Genomic DNA, 18361 nt, shown 5'->3' on the forward strand with positions numbered 1-18361 from the left:
ATGCTCGCTCACGCGCAGGGCGACGACAACGGATGTCGCGAGCGACGCGTCTGGGATTCCAGACGAACGACCTCAGCCGAGTGCGATGCCGCGGGCCATCATGAAGGGCACCGAGTCGATCGCGATACCGTCGATGCGCACCTCGAAGTGCAGGTGACAGCCGGTCGAGGCGCCGGTGGAGCCGACGGCGCCGATCAGCTGGCCGGCCGTCACCGTCTCGCCGGGCTCGACGAGAATGCCGCCGTCGACCAGGTGCGCGTAGCCGGTCGAGACCCCGGCTCCGTGCTCGACGAGGATCCAATTGCCGTAGGTGCCGTTGGCGCGGGCTTCGACGACCACACCGCCCGTCGCGGCGAAGACGGGCGAGCCGCAGCCGGCCGCGACATCCGTGCCTCGATGGAATTCGTTCACACCCGCGAGTGGCTTGTCGGGCCGCGGGCCGAACCCGTCGGTCTCGTGGCCGGTCACCGGCGAAGCCCAGCCCTGTTCGCTCAACTGGCCCGCATCGCGCGGAAGGGAGTCGAGGATGGCGACACTCGATGCGGCGACTCTCGTCTGCAGGCCGGAGAAGTCTTGGCGGGCGGATGCCACGTCGACCTCGGCTGCGGCAAGTGTGCTCTGAGCCGACTCGACCGGCACAGCGTCGACGTCGCTCCAGGCGGTCGCGGACTGCTCTTCGGCGAGCTCGGACTCATCGGCGCGCCGCTCGGCGAGCTTCTGCAACTTCACGGCGTCGCCGGTGATCTGGTTGACGCGTGCGACTCCGCCGAGGCCCGCGAGCAAGTCTTTGCCCGAGCCGAATGCCGCACTCATCGAGGTGAGCGACGCGTCGCCGCCCCGTGCTGCCGCAACATAGATGCTCGCAGCGGTGGCCGCCGCTTCGTTCGCCTCGTCAGCCCTCTCCTCCAGTTGCTCGGCGAGGGAACGAGCGACCTCGCGCGTCGATTGCGCCGTCTCGAGTTCAGCCTCGGCCGTCTGCAGCTCGGCCGTCGCCCGGTCGATCGCAGTGCGGGCGGAGAGCAGTGCACCGAGCTGGGGGTCGGCGCCCGTCGAGATGCGCGCGTACGGGCCGTCGCCGATGAGCAGCGGGCCACGAGGTGCGGCGACGGGTGCAGTCGGAGCGGGCGGCTCGGGCGTGGGGGTCGGGGTGGGGGTTGGAGTCGGCGTCTCGGTCGGCTCCGGCGTTTCAGTCGGCTCCGGTGTCTCGGTCGGCTCCGGCGTCGGGGTTGGCGACTCGGTCGGCTCCGGCGTCTCAGGTGGCTCGGTCTCAGGTGGCTCGGTGGCTGGTGGCTCGGTCGCGGGAGGCTCGGTGACTGGTGGCTCGGTCGCTGGAGTCTCCGCCGCCGAACCGTCGTCCGTCGACAGACCCTCGGTAGCAGGCGCGGTCGCAGTCGAGGTCTGCGCCGGCGTCGGCACTGGCTCCTCCGCGAACGCGGGGCTCACCGACAGCGAACTGACCAGAACGGCAACCGCGGCCGCAGCGAGGGCAACCCTCTCATTCCGAGCGCCCGGCGTTCGGAGAGGATGTTTCAGGCCGGCGACGAATCTCGACATAGGGTTCCGTTCGATCCGGCTCCGGAGCCGGACTCCCAACAGTCTTTCATCGCCCCGGGGGTGACACAACCGCCTCTTCGAGGCTCAGTCGAGCTCGCCGGCGACGGATTCCGCCGCCATCAGCACATCTCCCCGTGCAGTCATCGCCGAGATCACTTCGATCTCGGGGGAGAGGAATCGGTCGGGGCCGGGTACCGCGCCGATTTGCGCGATGAGCGACACGACAGCGCCGGTAGCGGCCCCGGGCACGAGCGGTGCACGGAGGGCGAGGCCGCGCGCCGCAGTCATGACCTCGATCGCGAGCACGCGCGCGAGCCCGTCGATCGCACGGCGCAGCTTCCGCCCTGCCGCCCAGCCCATCGAGACGTGGTCCTCCTGCATCGCAGATGACGGGATCGAGTCGACGGATGCCGGCACCGCGAGTCGCTTCAGCTCGCTCACGATGCCTGCGGCGGTGTACTGCGCGATCATGAGTCCCGAGTCGACGCCCACCTCGTGAGCGAGGAATGGCGGCAGGCCCTGGTTGCGCGCACGGTCGAGGAACCGGTCGGTGCGCCGCTCGCTCATCGACGCGACATCCGCCACCGCGATCGCGAGGAAGTCGAGCACGTACCCGACCGGCGCCCCATGGAAGTTGCCGTTCGACTCGACACGCCCGTCGAGGGTGAGCACCGGGTTGTCGATCGCGCTAGCGAGCTCGGCATCGGCGACGGATGCCGCGTGCGCGAGCGTGTCGCGAGCGGCGCCGTGCACCTGGGGGGCGCAGCGCAGCGAGTACGCGTCTTGCACCCGGGTGCACTCGGGGCCCTTGTGGCTCGCGACGATCGGCGATCCGGCGAGCAGGCGTCGCAGGTTCGCAGCGGATGCCGCCTGGCCGGCGTGAGGCCGCAGCCGGTGCAGGTCTTCGGCGAACACGGCGTCGGTGCCCATGAGTCCTTCGACGCTCATGGCCGCTGCGATGTCGGCGGTGGTCAGGAGCATCCGCAGGTCGTCGATCGCGAGGGCGAGCATGCCGAGCATGCCGTCGGTGCCGTTGATGAGGGCGAGGCCCTCCTTCTCGCCGAGGCGGAGCGGCGTGATGCCGGCGGCGGCGAGGGCCTCGGCCGCGGGCATGAGGTCGCCCGGCGCCCCGCCCGCTGGTCGAGTAGCGCCCGACGCCCCGCCCGCTGGTCGAGTAGCGCCCGACGCCCCACCCGCTGGTCGAGTAGCGCCCGACGCCCCGCCCGCTGGTCGAGTAGCGCCCGGCGCCCCGCCCGCTGGTCGAGTAGCGCCCGACGCAGGAGGGCGCGTATCGAGACCACCCGAACCGGTCTCGATACGCTCGCTGGCGCTCGCTACTCGACCAACGGAATCCACGCGCACTTCTCCCTCGCCCATCGCCACGAGCGCGCAGTGCGCGAGCGGTGCGAGGTCGCCGGAGCATCCGAGTGATCCGTATTCGCGCACGACCGGGGTGATGCCCGCGTTGAGAATCGCCGCGTAGGTCTCGGCGGTCTCGCGGCGCACGCCGGTGCGGCCGGTCATGAGCGTCGAGAGTCGCAGGAGCATGAGCGCGCGGACGACCTCGGTCTCGACCTCGGCGCCCGAGCCGGCGGCGTGCGAGCGCACGAGGCTCGCTTGCAGCTGGGCACGGCGGTCCTCGGCGATGAAGGTCGTGGCGAGGGCCCCGAATCCGGTCGAGATGCCATAGTGCGGCTCGGGGTCGGCGGCGAGGCCTTCGATGATCGAGCGGCTCGCGGCGACGACGTCGAGCGCGGTGGGGTCGAGCACGACGGATGCCCCGTGGCGGGCGACCGCGACGACCTCGCCGATGCCGAGCGGACCGGTGCCGACGGTGATGGTGTCGACGGTGCTGGTGCCGGTGCCAGTGCCGGTGCCAGTGCCAGTGCCGACGGTGTCGGATACCGCGGCGCGGGCGCGGTCGGCTGCGGGGTCGATGCTGCTCATGCATCCGATTCCACACCGCCCTCGCGCGCGCGGGAACACCGTGCGCCCCCTCGCCGTCCGGTATCCCAGACGAAGCGTAGGCTGGGCGCATCCGCTCGGCCGATCCTCCGTCCACGGTCCACGGTCCACGGTCCGCGCTCATCATCGAAAGTGCACAAGATGTCGGAATCCTCGCCCCGAAGCGACAGTTCGCGCACTCTCGATGCATCCGTCGTTCTGCCACCGAAGGCGGGCACGGGCGGAGGAGTCAAGGTGCCGGCGGCCGACCAGACGCTCGCGATCCTCGCGCATCTCGCCGCGCAGCGCGGGCCGGTGCCCGCTGCGACGATCGCGCACGCGCTCGGGTTTCCGCGGTCGACGGTGTACCACCTGCTCGCGGTGATGCAGCAGCGCGGATTCGTCGTGCACTTGCCCGAGGAGCGTCGCTACGGTCTCGGCATCGCCGCGTTCGAACTCTCGAGCGGGTTCTCGCGCCAGCAGCCGCTCGCGCGCCTCGGCCGCCCGCTCGTCGCGGCCCTCGTCGACCTCCTCGGCGAGAGCGGACACCTCGCCGTGCTGCACGGGCGCGACGTGCTCTACCTCGTCGAGGAACGCGCCCCGCGGCGCCCGTCGCTCGTCACCGACGTCGGTGTGCGCCTGCCCGCCCACCTCACCGCCACGGGCCGGGCGATGCTCGCCGAGCTGCCACCCGCGCAGCTCCGCGCGCTCTACCCCGACCGGGCTGCGTTCGCCTCACGCGTGAACGAGGGCGCTCCGGATGCCGCGGAGTGGAGCTACGGTCGCCTGAAACGCGTGCTCGCGAGCGTGCGCGAAGCGGGGTTCGCCGCCGAAGACGGCGAGGTCACCGGCGGCCTCGCCTCGGTGGGCGTCGTCGTCGTCGACCATCTCGGATGGCCCGCGGCCGCGATCGCCGTGACATTCCCCGATGATGCGCGGCCGGAGCTCGAAGCGCAAGCGGTCACGGGAGTGCGAGAGGCGGCGGCGCTGCTGTCACGGCGCATCCGCGGCATCCGCTGATCGCGTCTGCTCGCTGAGCTCGTCGAGTGGGTGGCCCTTCGACAGGCTCAGGGCGCGGCGATGGCTCAGCGAGGGCGCAGCGATGGCTCAGCGCGCGTGCGGCGCGAGCCATCGCCGCAGCATGCGCGTGACGAAGGGCAGCGCCCAGAAGGTCATGACCGGGGTGAGCAGGAGCGTCGTGATGAGCACCTTCCAGACGACGGCGAGGTCGTCCCAGCCGGGCACGAACGAGGTGACGAGCAGGGTGAAGGCGAGGTTCACCGGGAAGAAGCCGAGCCAGATGGTCACCGCCTGCTTCCACCGCGGCGGTGCGGGCGGCAGTTCATCGAGGGCATCGGATGCCGCGGCATCCGCCACCGGAACCGACCCCGTCGCCGGGTCGTCGAACCAGCCCTCGATGCCGGTGCGGCGCTTGCTGCGCTCCGAGCGCACGAAGCCCTCGCCCATCGAGAGCCACCACGTGCGCTCGGTCGAGCGTTCCCATGCTTCGAGGGTCTCTTCGCTCGCGAAGCGGTAGAGCATGTGCCACACCTGCGAGCCCTCGCCGGCGCGCACCCAGCCCGAACCGAGGAAGCCCGGGTATTTGGCGGCGAGGTTCACGCCGGTCTGCACCCACGCGGTCGCCTCGGCGATGCGTTCGGGGTCGACCTCGCGCCGAATCGAGACGGTGATCGGTTCGCCGGTCATGACTCCATCCCCGGGGTGGGCTGCAGGATGCGTTCCAGGATCGACTTCAAGGTTTCCATGTCGTGTGGGCCGACGGCTCCGAACAGCTCATCGGCCACACGCTGCGTGTGCTGCTGCGCCGCACGAAGGGCTCGGTCTCCATCGTCTGTCAATCCGAGGATGGTGACCCTGCGGTCGAGGGTGGATTGCGTCCGGGAGACGTATCCGAGTCGTTCGAGGTCGTCGATCATGCGCACCATGCCGGTCTTGTCGGTGATCAGGCGCGCAACGAGGTCGCGTTGAGTGTGCACGCCGTCGCGGATCAGGAACATCACCGTGACGTGCCTGTTCGTCAGGCTCGTCGGTCGAAGCGCGGTGTTCAACTGCTGGGTGGCCAGTGTGTAGACCCGGTGGAGCAGGAGACCCACCTCGATCGACACTCGCCCGCCGTCATCGCTCATGTTTTCCATTCTCTCGCACATTGATCCACATGCGAATTGTTCCAAATGGATCTAATTCGATAGGCTTCCCATCATGTCTTCTCCCGATGACGCGCCCCGCAGCGGGCGACGGTGGCCGGTGTGGTTCCTGCGTTTCGCGCTGGCGGTGACGGCTGTGCTGATGTTCGATCAGGCGGTGCTGGCCGGTCAGTTCATGGCGGGGGTGTACCCGGCGCTCGCGACGCATCGCGACATGGCGATCGTCACGGGAGTGGCGACGCTGGTCTGCGTCATCGCGGCCGTGCTGGTGCGCTGGCCCGGGGGCGGACCGTGGTGGCCGATTGCGGCGACGGTCGGTCTGGTCGGATTGATGTCGCTGCAGGCGTTCGCCGGGTTCCGCTCAGTGCTCGCGCTCCACATCCCGCTCGGCGTGACCGTGATCATGCTGACGGCGGCATTGACGGTGTGGGCCTGGTGGAGGCGGTGACTCGACCGATCAACCGGCGGCTGTTCATCGGCGGCGTCTTCGGCGGGGTCGTCGCGGTCGGGGTGGGGGTGCCCATCGCACTGAGCCTCGGCGGCGCACCGACCTCGACCGGGAACCTGCTGACCAGTCAGCTGCCTCTCCCGAAGCCGTTCCAGCGCCGTCTGACGATTCCGCCGGTGCTCGCGCCGGTGCGGAGCGATGCCGACACCGACTACTACCGGGTCACGCAGCAGATCACGTCCGCGGAGATCGTCCCGGGCCTGCAGACCGAGCTGTGGACCTACGGCGGTTCGTTCCCAGGGCCGACGATCGAGAGCCGTCGCGGGCGCACGGCCGTCGTCACACACGTCAACGAACTGCCGTTGCCGACGGTCGTGCACTTGCACGGGGGTCGCACGCCGATGGCCAGCGACGGTTATCCGATCGACTTCGTCTACCCGGTCGACCGCAGCGGCTACGACCGACAGCTCGGCAGTCGTGACCACATCTCCTCCGGGCACGACTCGGCGATGACGATGGTCGGCGATACCAGCGACGGCGAGCGTGACTACACCTTTCCACTCGACCAGCGTGCGGCGACCCTCTGGTATCACGATCACCGCATGGACTTCACCGGCCCGAGCGTGTGGCGGGGCCTCGCCGGGTTCCATCTCCACCGTGACGACGAGGAGGAGGCCCTCGGGCTCCCCGCCGGGGAGCGCGAGTTGCCGCTGATGATCCTCGACCGGAGCTTCACCGCCGACGGTTCGCTGAAGTATCCGAGCAGCGACCCGACGCTCGTGCACACGCCCGGCGTCACCGGCGACTACATCGCCGGGGTGCTCGGTGACGTCATGCTCGTCAACGGCACGCCCTGGCCGGTGGCGGAAGTCGACGGCGCACACCACCGACTGCGACTGCTGAACGCCTCGAACGCCCGGCGCCTCTCACTTCGACTCGACCCGCCGCTCCCCGGCGGCTTCATCGAGATCGGTACCGACGGCGGCCTGCTGGAATCCCCGCAAACGCACGACCACCTCGTCCTCGCGCCCGCTCAGCGCTTCGACGTGATCGTCGACTTCGGCGCCTACGCACCGGGCACCATCGTCACGCTCCGCAACGACTTCGACAGCGGCCGCATGGGCGAGGTGATGCAGTTCGTCGTCGGTGACCGGATCGATGACGCATTCGTCGTGCCCGACCGGCTTTCCACGATCGAGCCGTTGCGCGCTGAAGACGCGGTGGTCAGGCGTTCGTTCCAGTTCCGTGAAGGAGAGGTCGGCGGCATGCACGGCTGGCTCATCGGCGGCAAGCCGTTCAGCCCCGACGACATCGCCGCGACCGCAGTGCTCGGCACCGTGGAGGTCTGGGAGCTGTTCGCCGACTTCCACCACCCGGTGCACCTGCACCTGAACCCCTTCCAGGTGCTCGAGCGCGGCGCCGAGGGGCCGGGGCAATTCGACTCCGGATGGAAGGACACGATCGACCTCAACCCGGGCGAACAGGCCAAGATCGCCATCCGATTCGACGGATACCCCGGAAAGTACGTCTTCCACTGCCACAACCTCGAGCACGAGGACATGGCAATGATGGCGAACTTCGAGGTCAGATAGCCAGCTCCTATTCGCCTCCCGCGAGCGAGGCCGGCTCAGAGCTGGTCGGCGACGACGGCGGCGGCGTTGAGCCACGCGCCGTGGGTCTCGGGTGACAACGCCTCGAAGTCGATCGTGCCGCCGTCGACGAGCTCGTCGTCGTAGGGGATCGTCGTGACCGCGGCGGTCAGCGCCCCGAAGTGGTCGGTGAGGCGCTGCTCGAGCTCGCGGTCGGGCTTCTCCGACGGCGACGTCAGGATCGTGACGGCCCGGTCGACCTTGTCGCCGAAGCCCTTCTCGGCGAGGCCGTCGAGCAGCCACGCCGCGCTCGCCGCCGTGTCTTCGCGCACCGTCGAGACGATGACGAGTTGATCGGCCGCGGCGACGGCGGCAACCCAGTTCGAGGCCCGCATGTTGTTGCCGGTGTCGACGACGAGGAGTCGGTAGTACCGCGAGAGGGTGCGGTGCAGCCGGTCGAACGCCGCGTCGTCGATGGTGGATGTCGCCGCGGCATCCTCATCGGAGGCCAAGACGTCGAAGCGGGCGTCGACCTGCGTGCGCACGTAGTCGTCGAGCTGGCTGAGGCTCGCGACGCTCGGGTTCTCGAAGCGCTCGAGGTCGCCCAGCAGGTCGACGGCGGTGCGGTGGTGCGGCGCGTGCTGGGCGCGCCAGCCCAGGGTGCCGCGGGTCTCGTTGTTGTCCCACGCGAGGGTCGAGCCGCCGCGGAGCCTGCCGAACGTCGCGGCGAGCAGCAGCGTGCTCGTCGTCTTGTGCGCCCCGCCCTTCGGATTCAGCACGACGATCGTGCGCGGGCCGTCGAGCCGCTTCTGCACGCGAGTCGTCTGCTCGTGCTTCGTCTGCTCGACGGTGCTCGGCTTCGGCGAGATGAGGCCGCCGCTGAGCCGGCGCACGCGCCCCTGCCACCCGGTCGTCGCGCGCAGCGGGCGCACCCGGGGGCGACTCGAGAGCAGGTCGTCGACCGTCGGGCGGTGCGGCTTGGCGTCGGCAGCAGCAGGCGTCGGGATGCCGGCACGAGCCGGTGCCGCCCGGACCTGGCCGGCCGGAGCAGGCGACGCCGTGACCAAGCCGGCCTGCGCCGGCCGAGTGGTGGCGGCCGAAGCAGACACGGGAGGCGGAGCGACCACGACGGGCACCGAGAGGTTCTGCGGCAGGATCGGAATCGGAGCGGTCGAGGTCGGCGTCGCCTCGGTGTATCCGCCGGGCGGCAGCGCGGCGGGTGCTTCGGTGACCCGCCCATCGGGTTCGACGGTCAGGGTCCAGTGCGACGAGTCGTCGATGAGCGAGGCGGTCGCCGGGGTTCCGAGGCGCTGAGCGCGATCTTGGACGAAGGCGACGACGCGGTCGCGCAACGCACCGCTGTCATCGGCCTGAATGCCGACGACGGAGCCGTCGGCATGGACGTCCGCCTGCGTGGCGGAGGTCAAGAACACCGTGACGCCATCCTGCGTGTTGGTCGATATAGACAAGACATTCCCCTCGTATGCACTGCGTATGTTCGAGCTGCCGCCCGACGTGCGGCGTGCGGAATACGCGACATCGACGATGTGCCGACGCCGGCTGCGGGCGACTCGCGCGCAATCGCGCCCGCATCGCCGGTCATTCCCCCGATGGCAGTCTATGCCGCGGCATCGCGCGGGCGCGATCTACGCGGTCGCGGCTGCCGGCGCTGCTGCCGTCGCTGCTGCCGTCGTCGCGAGCGCGATTCCGCTGCGGTGCGACCCGCGCTGAACCGCCGCCCAGACGGTCGCACTGCCGCGCAGCGCGACCACGAGCAGCGCGAGCGAGATGACGGCCTGCACCGGGCCGAACCCGGTCACGAGCACGACGGCGACGCCGGCGGCTCCGCAGACGGCATCGATCGCGGTCGACCATGCGGTCGGCGTCGTCGACGCGGGCGCCGAAACGGGCGCCGAGCCGGGCGCCGAAACGGCGGATGTCGCGGCCGACGTTGCGCGCCCCGCCGCCTTCGATCGCTCGAATCGTGCGAACACCAGGGTGACGGGCACCACGACCGCCGCGGCGACGCTCAGCCAGAGCGCCCGGCTCGCCCACCACTCGACGCTCAGCGGTTCGGGAAGGGGGAGCCCGAATCCGGCGTTCGCGACGAGCAGTGCACCGGCGAGCAGGATCAGCACGGGCAGGTGCCACAGGTAGACGGTCATCGCGCGCTCGCCGACGGCCGAGATCAGCCGCGAGGCATCCGCTCGCTCCACCCATGCCCTGATGCTGGGGCGTGCCAGCTGGAAGAGCGCGAGTTGGGCGATGCCGAGCACCACGAGGCACACGGTCGGCGGGTTGAGGTTCACGTACATGTCGAGTGAGTAGGGCCCGGCGAGGGTCAGCACGGCGAGCAGCGCGAGGGATGCCGCGGCCACGCCCCAGAGCGTGGTGCGTGCGAGCCGGTCGACACTGCCGTCGGCGAGATGGAAGCCGAGCTGCTGCACGAGCAGCCACACCAGCAGCAGGTTGAGGAACCCGATCTCCTCGACGCCGGTCGAGATGCGCAGCACGTCGACGGCGACGACTCCCGCGAGCAGAGCGAACGGGGTGAGCACCCGTGCCCGTTCATGCGCGCGCACCATCACGGGCACGAGCGCCGAGGTGAGCACGTACACGCCGAGGAACCACAACGGCTGGCCGATACGGAACCCTGCGGTCGCCACGAGCTCGGGCGCGAGCCCGGCGAGACTGAGGGCGACGAGCGCGCCGGCGACCACGGTGACGAGTGCGATCGCGGGCCGCACGAGCCGTTCGAGACGTGCCCGCACGTAGTCGGCTTCGCTCGCCCCTCGTGCGCGCATCGAACGCCAGTGGTGGAAGCTCGAGAACCCGCCGGCGATGAAGAAGAGCGGCATGATCTGCACCACCCAGCTCACGGGGCCGAACCACGCCTGCCCCTCGAGTGCGTTCTGCAGCACGGGGCCGTCTGGGCCGACGCTCACGCCGACCATCATCGCGTGGAGGGCGAAGACCACCACGAGCAGAAGCGCCCGGATCGCGTCGACGCTCGAGTCGCGGGCAACGCCTGAAGAATGGCGGGCGGATGCCCCGGTGCGCGGCGTCGCCGTACTGGGTGGCGCGATCCGGGGCGAACGGGTGAAGGTGTCGGTCATGATCGGCCCATCCGGGCGGCCCTTCCGCCCACGCAGGCAGGTTAGGAACGCGGCGGCCGGATGATCATCACCCCGTGGAGCCGTTCGGCGCCCCTACCGGGGTAGGGGCGAGGGTGCCATAGTCGGATCAGTCACTGACGCTCAGGGGGAGAACATGGACCAGAAGCCCGCATCCGCATCGATCGAGGCTGCACATCACGCGTTGCGCAGCTCATTGCCGTTCTCGGACACGCAGGACTTCGCCGACGCCGATCGCGGGTTCCTCGGCGCACTCGCGCCCGGGGTGGTGCGCGCGGCCGACGGCAGGGTCGTGTGGGACAACGACAGCTACGCGTTCATCTCCGGCGACGCCCCGACGACCGTGAACCCCAGCCTCTGGCGGCAGTCGTCGCTCGTCGCCAAGCAGGGTCTCTACGAAGTCGTCGAGGGCATCTACCAGGTGCGCGGGCTCGACCTCTCGAACATCACCTTCGTCGAGGGCGACACCGGCGTCATCGTCATCGACCCGCTGATCTCCACCGAGACGGCCGCCGCCGCCCTCGGGCTCTACCGCACGCACCGGGGCGCCCGGAAGGTGGTCGCGGTCATCTACTCGCACAGCCACGTCGACCACTTCGGCGGCGTCTTCGGCGTCGCGACCCAGGCGGAGGTCGACGCCGGCACGATCGCGGTGCTCGCCCCCGAGGGGTTCGTGGGGCATGCCGTGGCCGAGAACGTCTACGCCGGCACCGCCATGGCGCGCCGCGCCGGATACATGTACGGCGCAGTGCTCGATCGCGGTCCGCAGGGCCAGGTCGGGGCAGGGCTCGGTCAGACCACCTCGAGTGGAGAGGTCGGCCTGATCGTGCCGACGCTCGAGGTCACGACGACCGGCGAGACGCACACCATCGACGGCGTCGAGATCGAGTTCCAGATGGCGCCCGGCACCGAGGCGCCGGCCGAGATGCACTTCTACTTCCCGCGGTACCGGGCACTGTGCATGGCCGAGAACGCGACGCACACCCTGCACAACCTGGTGACCCTCCGCGGTGCGCTCGTGCGCGACCCGCACGTGTGGTCGGCGTACCTCACCGAGGCGATCGAGACGTTCGGCGACAAGACCGACGCGGCCTTCGCCTCGCACCACTGGCCGACGTGGGGCGGCGAACGCATCGTCGAGTTCATCGGCCTGCAGCGCGACCTCTACGCCTATCTGCACGATCAGACGCTTCGGCTGCTGAACCAGGGCTACACCGGCACCGAGATCGCCGAGATGCTCGAGCTGCCGCCGGCACTCGAGAACGCGTGGAACGCTCGCGGGTACTACGGATCGGTCAGCCACGACATCAAGGCGATCCACCAGCGCTACATGGGTTGGTTCGACGGCAACCCCGCGCGGCTCTGGTCGCACACGCCGTCGAACCTCGCGACTCGCTACGTCGACGCGATCGGCGGCATCGACCGCGTCGTCGAGGTTGCGCAGTCGGCATTCGACGCGGGCGACTTCAGGTGGGCAGCCACACTGCTCGACCACGCGGTCTTCGCCGACGAATCGCACGCGGCCGCGCGGGCGCTGTACGCCGACACGCTCGAGCAGCTCGCGTACGGCGCCGAGAACGGCACGTGGCGCAACTTCTTCCTCTCTGGAGCGACCGAGCTGCGGGACGGCAACTTCGGGACGCCGACCGCGACGAGCGCCCCCGCGATCGTCGGGCAGCTGAGCCCACAACAGATCTTCGACGCGATCGCCATCTCGGTGAACGGGCCGAAGGCGTGGGATCTGACGCTCGCGTTGGACGTCACGTTCACCGACCTCGGCACGAACTACCGGGCATCGTTGCACAACGGGGTCTTCATCGCCGTCGAGAAGTCGGCCGATGCAGAATCAGCGGATGTCACGCTGACGCTCACGAAGGCGCGCATGATCGCGCTCCTCGGCGGCGACCTGACATCCCCGGGCCTCGAGGTCACGGGCGACACGGGAGCGATGCCGACGCTGCTCGGCGTGCTCGATGCCGGCGACCCGTCGTTCGACATCGTGACCCCGTAGCGGGTGTCGCTGGTCGAGTAGCGACGAAGGAGCGTATCGAGACCCGGTGCGTGGTCTCGGGAGTGTCGTTGGTCGAGTAGCGACGAAGGAGCGTATCGAGACCCGGTGCGTGGTCTCGGGAGTGCCGTTGGTCGAGTAGCGACGAAGGAGCGTATCGAGACCCGGGTGCGTGGTCTCGATACGCTCGCTGGCGCTCGCTACTCGACCAACAGAAAGGTGATCAGGAGCCGGGCTGCACGAGCCCCGTGTCGTATGCGAACACGACCGCGTGCACGCGATCGCGAAGCCGCAGCTTCTGCAGGATCTTGCTGACGTGGGTCTTCACCGTCTGCTCGGCGATGAAGAGGGCGGTGGCGATCTCCGAGTTCGACAGTCCGCGGCCGACGAGAGTGAGCACCTCGCGCTCGCGATCGGTGAGCTCGGCGAGACGCGTGCCCGATGGGCGGGGCGGCGGGCCCGACCGGGCGAAGTCCTCGATGAGGCGCCGGGTCACGCTCGGCGCGAGCAGCGCGTCGCCTGCGGCGACGATCCGTACGGCGGCAACGAGTTCTTCGGGCGTCGCGTCTTTCAGCAGGAACCCGCTCGCCCCGGCACGGAGCGCCTCGTAGACGTAGTCGTCGATATCGAACGTCGTGAGCATGAGCACGCGCGGCACGTAGTCGGTGGAGCGCGGCGGGGTCTGCAGGGCCCGGGTCGCCTCGAGGCCGTTCCGGCCAGGCATCCGCACGTCCATCACGACCACATCGGGTCGCAGTTCGTGCGCCATCGCGACGGCCTCGTCGCCGTCTGACGCCTGCCCGACGACCTCGATGCCCGGCTGCGCGCCGAGCACGGCGGCGAAGCCGGCACGCACCATCGCCTGGTCGTCGGCGATCAGCACCGAGATCGTCACGCCGTTCCTCCATTCGACCCGAGTGGCAGGGTCGTCAGAACACGGTAGCCGCCGCCGGGCAGCGCCCCGTACTCGGCGCGCCCGCCGAGCAGGGCAGCGCGCTCGCCGATGCCGATGAGACCGTGGCCGCCGCCCTTCGCGTCGGGCCCCGGGGCATCCGTCGCCGCCTCGTTCTCGATGCACACGACGAGGTCGTCGGCGAGCACCTCGACGGAGACGAAGGTCGACGCGCCCGGCGCATGCCGCACGACGTTGCTGAGCGCCTCTTGCACGATGCGGTACACGGCTGTCGACGCGAGCCCGGCGTCGGGCAACGCTTCGGCGATCGTGAGTTTCACCGGCACGCCGGCGCGTTCGACGGATGCCGCGAGCTCGGACAGTTGGGCGAGCCCCGGCTGCGGTGTGGTCTCCGCCGCGGCGTCGGCACTGCGCAGCACCCCGAGCAGTTGCCGCATCTCGGTCATCGCGGAGCGGGCGGAGACCGCGATCTCGGCGAACTCGGTCTTGGCCCCCTCGCTCAGACCTTCGACCCGGTACGGCGCGCTCGTCGCCTGCACGTGGATGATCGAGAGCCCGTGCGCGACGACGTCGTGCAGTTCGCGGGCGATGCGGTTGCGTTCTTCGACGAGCACTCGTCGCTGCTGCTCAGTGGCCGAGTGCTCGCGCTCACGGAAGAGCTCGACACCGATCAGTCGCCACTGCGCGAGGAGCACCGCGACGGCGAGCGCGAGCGCCGTGACGGCGGCGCCCGTCACCATGCTGGCCGCGGCGCCCGCGTCGACGAATGCGAACGGCATCGTGACGACCACGCCGGCGAACCAGGTTGCGAGCCCGACCCACCACGGTCGCATGAGGCCGAGCACGATGAGCAGGGCGCCCTGCCCGATGATCGTCGTGACGGGCCACGGCCACGGGGCGCCATCGGAACCGGCGGAGAGCAGCGCGAAGGCGAGCAGGCCGATCGTCGCAACCCCCGCGGCCACCCAGGGCAGGCGCACAGCGAGCGGGATGGAACCGGCGAGCATGAGACCCGTCGCGAACGCGGCGAGCAGGTGCACCCCGTAGACGGTCGCCGCGAGGGGAACCGCGACCGACAGGAGCAGCACGGCGAGGAGGGAGGTCGCCACCCACATCCACGCTCGGAACTGCCGCTCGTCAGGGCCGGCGACGCGCGGCGGCAGCGGCGGTGCGGGCGGGCGAGGGGCCGGGGCATCCGCTGGTCGAGGGCTGGTCTGGTCGATCTGGTCCATGATGCCAGTACTCTGTCACGCACCGTTCGGGCGCCGCATCCCTCTTGGGAGCCATTCGGCGCCCCTACCGCGGTAGGGTTTCCGGCCCGCTCACCCGTGGGGCCGACGCCCCGCAGGAGGCGTCACACCGTCTGTCACGACGTCGGGCCGCATGCTGGCAGAGGTGCGCACGTCGCGTTGGCGCTGTTCGCGGTTCTTCGCGATGAGCCGGTCGTCGCGGAGCGGCAGGTGCACGTGCTCCTCCGCTGCGATGCCGGCCCGCAGCTGGCGAGCCCGCTCGACCTCGGTGTCGAGCACGGCGCCGAAGAGCATCGCGAGATTCGAGAGCCAGATCCACAGAAGGAAGACGATGACCCCGCCGAGCACGCCGTAGACGCGTTGGTACGTGCCGAACCCGAGCACGTACAGCGCGAAGAGGCCCGTCGCGATCACCCAGGCGAGCAGCGCGCCGACGGCGCCGACGCTCAGCCAGCGGAAGTTGCGGCGCTTCACGTTCGGCGCGGCCCAATACAGCAACGCCATCACGAGGATGCCGATCGCGGCGAGCACGGGAAGCTTGCCGAGGTCCCACCAGAACGCAGCACCCTCGTCGAGGCCGAGCACTCGCACGGCCGCCTCGGCCACCGGCCCGGTCAGCGCGAGGGCGACGGCCGCGACGGCGGCGAGCACCACAAGCACCGCCGAGATCGCGAGTGTCATGGGCCGCATCGCCCAGAACGGCCGGCCCTCCTCGACCTCGTAGATGCGGTTCATGCCGCGGCCGAACGCACCGACGAAGCCCGACGTCGCCCACAGCGTGCCGAGCAGTCCGGTGGCGAAGGCGAGGCCGGCATGCGAGGCGTTCAGCAATTGGTCGATGGGTTCGTCGAGTGCATCGACGACGGATGCCCCGCCGAGCTCCCGCACGACCTCGAACACGTCGTCCACCACGGCCTCGGCGCTGCCGAAGATGCCGAGCAGCGCGAGCGTCGCGAGCAACGCGGGGAACACCGCGAGCAGCACATAGAAGGTGAGTGCGGCGGCGATGTCCTGCACCTGGTTGATGCGGTACTCGTGCACCGTGCGCGTGAAGATGAGACGCCAGTCGCCGCGGGAGAGTTGCGCGGGCGAGTCGTCGGGTTCGTCGGGTTCGTCGGGTTCGGGTGAATCGTGGTCGGGCATGTCATCTCCGATCGGAACGCTCCGAGCCTACGGTTGCGGCGGCCGTCGGCGCAGGGGCTTGCCCAGCCATGTGCTCAGGGGTAGGCGCCGGTCGACCTCGGCCGCCTTCAACCGACAGGAGGCGCGCGGCCCCACAGGGGTGGGCCGGCTCTGACAGGATCATGGTCATGACTGACGCGAACGCCCCAGCTGGCTGGTACGACGACGGATCCGGCCGCCTGCGCTACTGGGATGGCGCAGCATGGACGGTGCATTTCGCGCCGGCCGTGGTGGCACCGACTCCGACTCCGGCACCGGCACCGGCGCAGCCCGTGGGATTCGTCGAACCGGCGACCGCTGCCGTACCGCCCGCCGTCGCGCCCGCCGTCGGCGTCGCCGCGGTCCCAGCCGTAGGCTCGCCCGGTGGCACGCACGTCGGCTCGACGCTCAACGTGCTCGGCCTCATCGCGCTCGGTGCCGCCGTGCTCGGGTTCGTGGTCGCGTGCATTCCGGTCGTTCGGTTCGTGGGATGGTTCCTCCTGCTGGCCGCTGTCGCGCTGGCGATCGTCGCCCTCTTCCAGAAGGGCGCGAAGTGGCCCGCCTTCACTGCACTCGGTGTCGCAGTGGTAGGCGGCGTCGTGAGTCTCGTCGTGTTCGTCGTGAGCGTGGTGGTGGCCACCGGCGCGTTCTTCGGCGCTGTCGCCTCTTCTGCTCCCGAGACGACGCCGCCCGCGGCGACCTGGCCCTCGCCCGCGGTCCAGTCGGGTGAGACCACGGTCGCGTTCGGCGGGACCTTGGTCTGGGAGGACGGTGTCGAGATGACTGTGTCACCGGCCGAGCCGTACACGACGAGCGAATACGCGACAGATCTGCCGTACGCCGACAACGTCTACTTCACCGTGATCGTCGAGAACAACTCAGACGAGATCATCGAATTGTCGTACATGACCCTCTCCCTCTACTCCGCGGAGAAGGGGGCGGGCGAGATCTTCGACTTCGGTGGTGTTCCCGACGACGTCGCCACGGAGCCGACCGAGGTGCTCCCGGGGGAATCAGTGACGTGGAACTCGGCATGGTCGGTCGCCGATCCCGATTCCCTGACGCTCGCGATCTCCCGCGACTTCAACAGCGAGGAGGTCTTCTTCACCAACGAGTAGGTGCGCCAGCGCCGCGGCGCTACCCGAGGTGAGCGTGCAGGAATGCCGCGACCCGTGCGCGCAGCGCCTCGTCGAGGATCCCGATCGAGTGCTCGGCGCCGGCGACCACCGCGAGCTCGACGGGCACGCCCGCGGCCTCCAACGTCGAGGCGAACCGCCGCGACTGTCCGAGCGGGACGATCTCGCCCTCGGCATGGCCGATGAAGAATGGCGGATCGCTCGGGTCGGCGTGGGGGCCTGCCGAGGCATCCGTCGCCTGACTGCACTGCTCATCGCTCGCGCCGGGTTCGCAATCGAGGTATTCGCCGATGATGCGACGAAGCCAGTCGGATGCCCCGTCGGCATCGAGCTCCGATGCGCCGAGCCCCACGGGCCCCGAGAGCTCGGCGACCGCCGCGACCCGCGAACCCTCGTCGAGCGGGCCGTCGCCGGTGGTGCCGAGCAGGGCGGCGAGGTTGCCTCCGGCCGAGCCGCCGAACGCGCCGATGCGGGCCGGGTCGATGCCGAACCGTTCGGCCTGCTCGGTCGCGCGCAGCCACTCCACGGCGAGTGCGACGTCGTCGATCGCGGCCGGGAAGTGCGCGTCGGGCACGAGTCGATAGTTGACGGATGCCGCGACGAATCCCTCGCTCGCAAGCCACAGGCAGACGTTGCGCCAGTCGGCGTTGGCCTTGTCGCCCCGGGCCCAACTGCCGCCATGGATCGCGACGACCGCGGGCAGGAGCTCGGCTGCGACGCCGGTTGCCGTGGCGCCGGTGTCTGCGAGGCCGGTGTCGGCGGGCACGCAGACGTCGAGCGTCAGCAGCGTGCCGTCTTCTCGGGTGCCGTATTCGAGGTCGGCGTCGACCGTGATGCCCTCGGGTGCCGTGAACGTGCGGATGCCGATGATCTCGGTGCTCGTGAGTTCGCTCGCGGCGTCGGATCCCTTCGGGTCGATCTCGCGCAACTGCACGTGGAAGCCCGAGAGCGCGCTCACGCTCGCGATGGCGGCTGCAGCAGCTGTGACGGCCCATACGACCCGCCGGGCGCGGGTGCCTGAACCGCCTGTGCGTCGGGTCGAGTTCACACCGGGCTCCG

General features: G+C 70.1%; 15 protein-coding genes. 5 read left to right on the forward strand and 10 right to left on the reverse strand.

The genetic code is table 11. The annotated features are described in order from the left end of the window. Nucleotides 1–72: 72 nt before the first annotated feature. Together AC1C2S_RS10415 and hutH are read right to left on the reverse strand one after the other, a co-directional pair. On the reverse strand, nucleotides 73–1416 hold the full coding sequence (locus AC1C2S_RS10415) for a M23 family metallopeptidase (RefSeq protein ID WP_495352447.1): 1344 nt from the start codon (nucleotides 1414–1416) through the stop codon (nucleotides 73–75). 222 nt (nucleotides 1417–1638) lie between these two features. After that, nucleotides 1639–3501, reverse strand: a complete 1863-nt coding sequence (hutH, locus tag AC1C2S_RS10420) for a histidine ammonia-lyase (RefSeq protein WP_495352448.1) — start codon at nucleotides 3499–3501, stop codon at nucleotides 1639–1641. A 159-nt stretch (nucleotides 3502–3660) separates the two neighbouring features. On the opposite strand from hutH, the gene AC1C2S_RS10425 reads away from it, so the two are divergent. After that, entirely contained in the window at nucleotides 3661–4518 is an 858-nt protein-coding gene (locus AC1C2S_RS10425) for an IclR family transcriptional regulator (RefSeq protein ID WP_495352449.1), read from the forward strand. An 87-nt stretch (nucleotides 4519–4605) separates the two neighbouring features. Here AC1C2S_RS10425 and AC1C2S_RS10430 read toward each other — a convergent pair whose 3' ends face one another. After that, a complete protein-coding gene (locus tag AC1C2S_RS10430) occupies nucleotides 4606–5205 on the reverse strand; it encodes an antibiotic biosynthesis monooxygenase (RefSeq protein WP_495352450.1) in 600 nt (199 codons plus the stop codon). Further along, on the reverse strand, nucleotides 5202–5645 hold the full coding sequence (locus tag AC1C2S_RS10435; RefSeq protein WP_495352451.1) for a MarR family winged helix-turn-helix transcriptional regulator: 444 nt from the start codon (nucleotides 5643–5645) through the stop codon (nucleotides 5202–5204). The genes AC1C2S_RS10430 and AC1C2S_RS10435 overlap by 4 nt, the downstream gene beginning before the upstream one ends. A 73-nt stretch (nucleotides 5646–5718) precedes the next feature. On the opposite strand from AC1C2S_RS10435, the gene AC1C2S_RS10440 reads away from it, so the two are divergent. Both AC1C2S_RS10440 and AC1C2S_RS10445 read left to right on the forward strand, forming a co-directional pair. Next, nucleotides 5719–6111 (forward strand): hypothetical protein, encoded by a 393-nt coding sequence (locus AC1C2S_RS10440; protein WP_495352452.1) that lies wholly within the window; start codon nucleotides 5719–5721, stop codon nucleotides 6109–6111. Continuing rightward, on the forward strand, nucleotides 6108–7703 hold the full coding sequence (locus AC1C2S_RS10445; RefSeq protein ID WP_495352453.1) for a multicopper oxidase family protein: 1596 nt from the start codon (nucleotides 6108–6110) through the stop codon (nucleotides 7701–7703). The genes AC1C2S_RS10440 and AC1C2S_RS10445 overlap by 4 nt, the downstream gene beginning before the upstream one ends. 35 nt (nucleotides 7704–7738) lie before the next feature. Here AC1C2S_RS10445 and AC1C2S_RS10450 read toward each other — a convergent pair whose 3' ends face one another. Continuing rightward, the gene (locus AC1C2S_RS10450) at nucleotides 7739–9169 is read right to left on the reverse strand and encodes a MinD/ParA family ATP-binding protein (RefSeq protein ID WP_495352454.1); all 1431 of its coding nucleotides are present in this window, start codon (nucleotides 9167–9169) and stop codon (nucleotides 7739–7741) included. Between the two features lie 177 nt (nucleotides 9170–9346). Next, nucleotides 9347–10816 carry an acyltransferase family protein gene (locus AC1C2S_RS10455; protein WP_495352455.1) on the reverse strand — a complete coding sequence of 490 codons (1470 nt, stop codon included), beginning with the start codon at nucleotides 10814–10816 and terminating at the stop codon, nucleotides 9347–9349. Nucleotides 10817–10970: 154 nt separating this feature from the next. Here AC1C2S_RS10455 and AC1C2S_RS10460 point away from each other — a divergent pair, with 154 nt between their 5' ends. Further along, the gene (locus AC1C2S_RS10460) at nucleotides 10971–12845 is read left to right on the forward strand and encodes an alkyl/aryl-sulfatase (protein WP_495352456.1); all 1875 of its coding nucleotides are present in this window, start codon (nucleotides 10971–10973) and stop codon (nucleotides 12843–12845) included. Nucleotides 12846–13065: 220 nt separating this feature from the next. Here AC1C2S_RS10460 and AC1C2S_RS10465 read toward each other — a convergent pair whose 3' ends face one another. The 3 genes from AC1C2S_RS10465 to AC1C2S_RS10475 all read right to left on the reverse strand — a co-directional run bounded on the left by AC1C2S_RS10465 (nucleotide 13066) and on the right by AC1C2S_RS10475 (nucleotide 16148). Then, nucleotides 13066–13737 (reverse strand): response regulator, encoded by a 672-nt coding sequence (locus AC1C2S_RS10465; protein WP_495352457.1) that lies wholly within the window; start codon nucleotides 13735–13737, stop codon nucleotides 13066–13068. Then, nucleotides 13734–14987 carry a sensor histidine kinase gene (locus AC1C2S_RS10470; RefSeq protein ID WP_495352458.1) on the reverse strand — a complete coding sequence of 418 codons (1254 nt, stop codon included), beginning with the start codon at nucleotides 14985–14987 and terminating at the stop codon, nucleotides 13734–13736. Before AC1C2S_RS10470 ends, AC1C2S_RS10465 begins: the two co-directional genes overlap by 4 nt. Nucleotides 14988–15077: 90 nt before the next feature. After that, entirely contained in the window at nucleotides 15078–16148 is a 1071-nt protein-coding gene (locus AC1C2S_RS10475) for a YihY/virulence factor BrkB family protein (RefSeq protein WP_495352459.1), read from the reverse strand. Nucleotides 16149–16315: 167 nt separating this feature from the next. Between AC1C2S_RS10475 and AC1C2S_RS10480 the strand changes: the two genes are divergently transcribed. Beyond that, on the forward strand, nucleotides 16316–17284 hold the full coding sequence (locus AC1C2S_RS10480; RefSeq protein ID WP_495352460.1) for a DUF2510 domain-containing protein: 969 nt from the start codon (nucleotides 16316–16318) through the stop codon (nucleotides 17282–17284). A gap of 19 nt (nucleotides 17285–17303) precedes the next feature. Here AC1C2S_RS10480 and AC1C2S_RS10485 read toward each other — a convergent pair whose 3' ends face one another. Next, entirely contained in the window at nucleotides 17304–18350 is a 1047-nt protein-coding gene (locus AC1C2S_RS10485) for an alpha/beta hydrolase (protein WP_495352461.1), read from the reverse strand. Between the last annotated feature and the right edge of the window lie 11 nt (nucleotides 18351–18361).

The sequence above is a fragment of the Agromyces sp. Y782 genome (genome assembly GCF_059445405.1).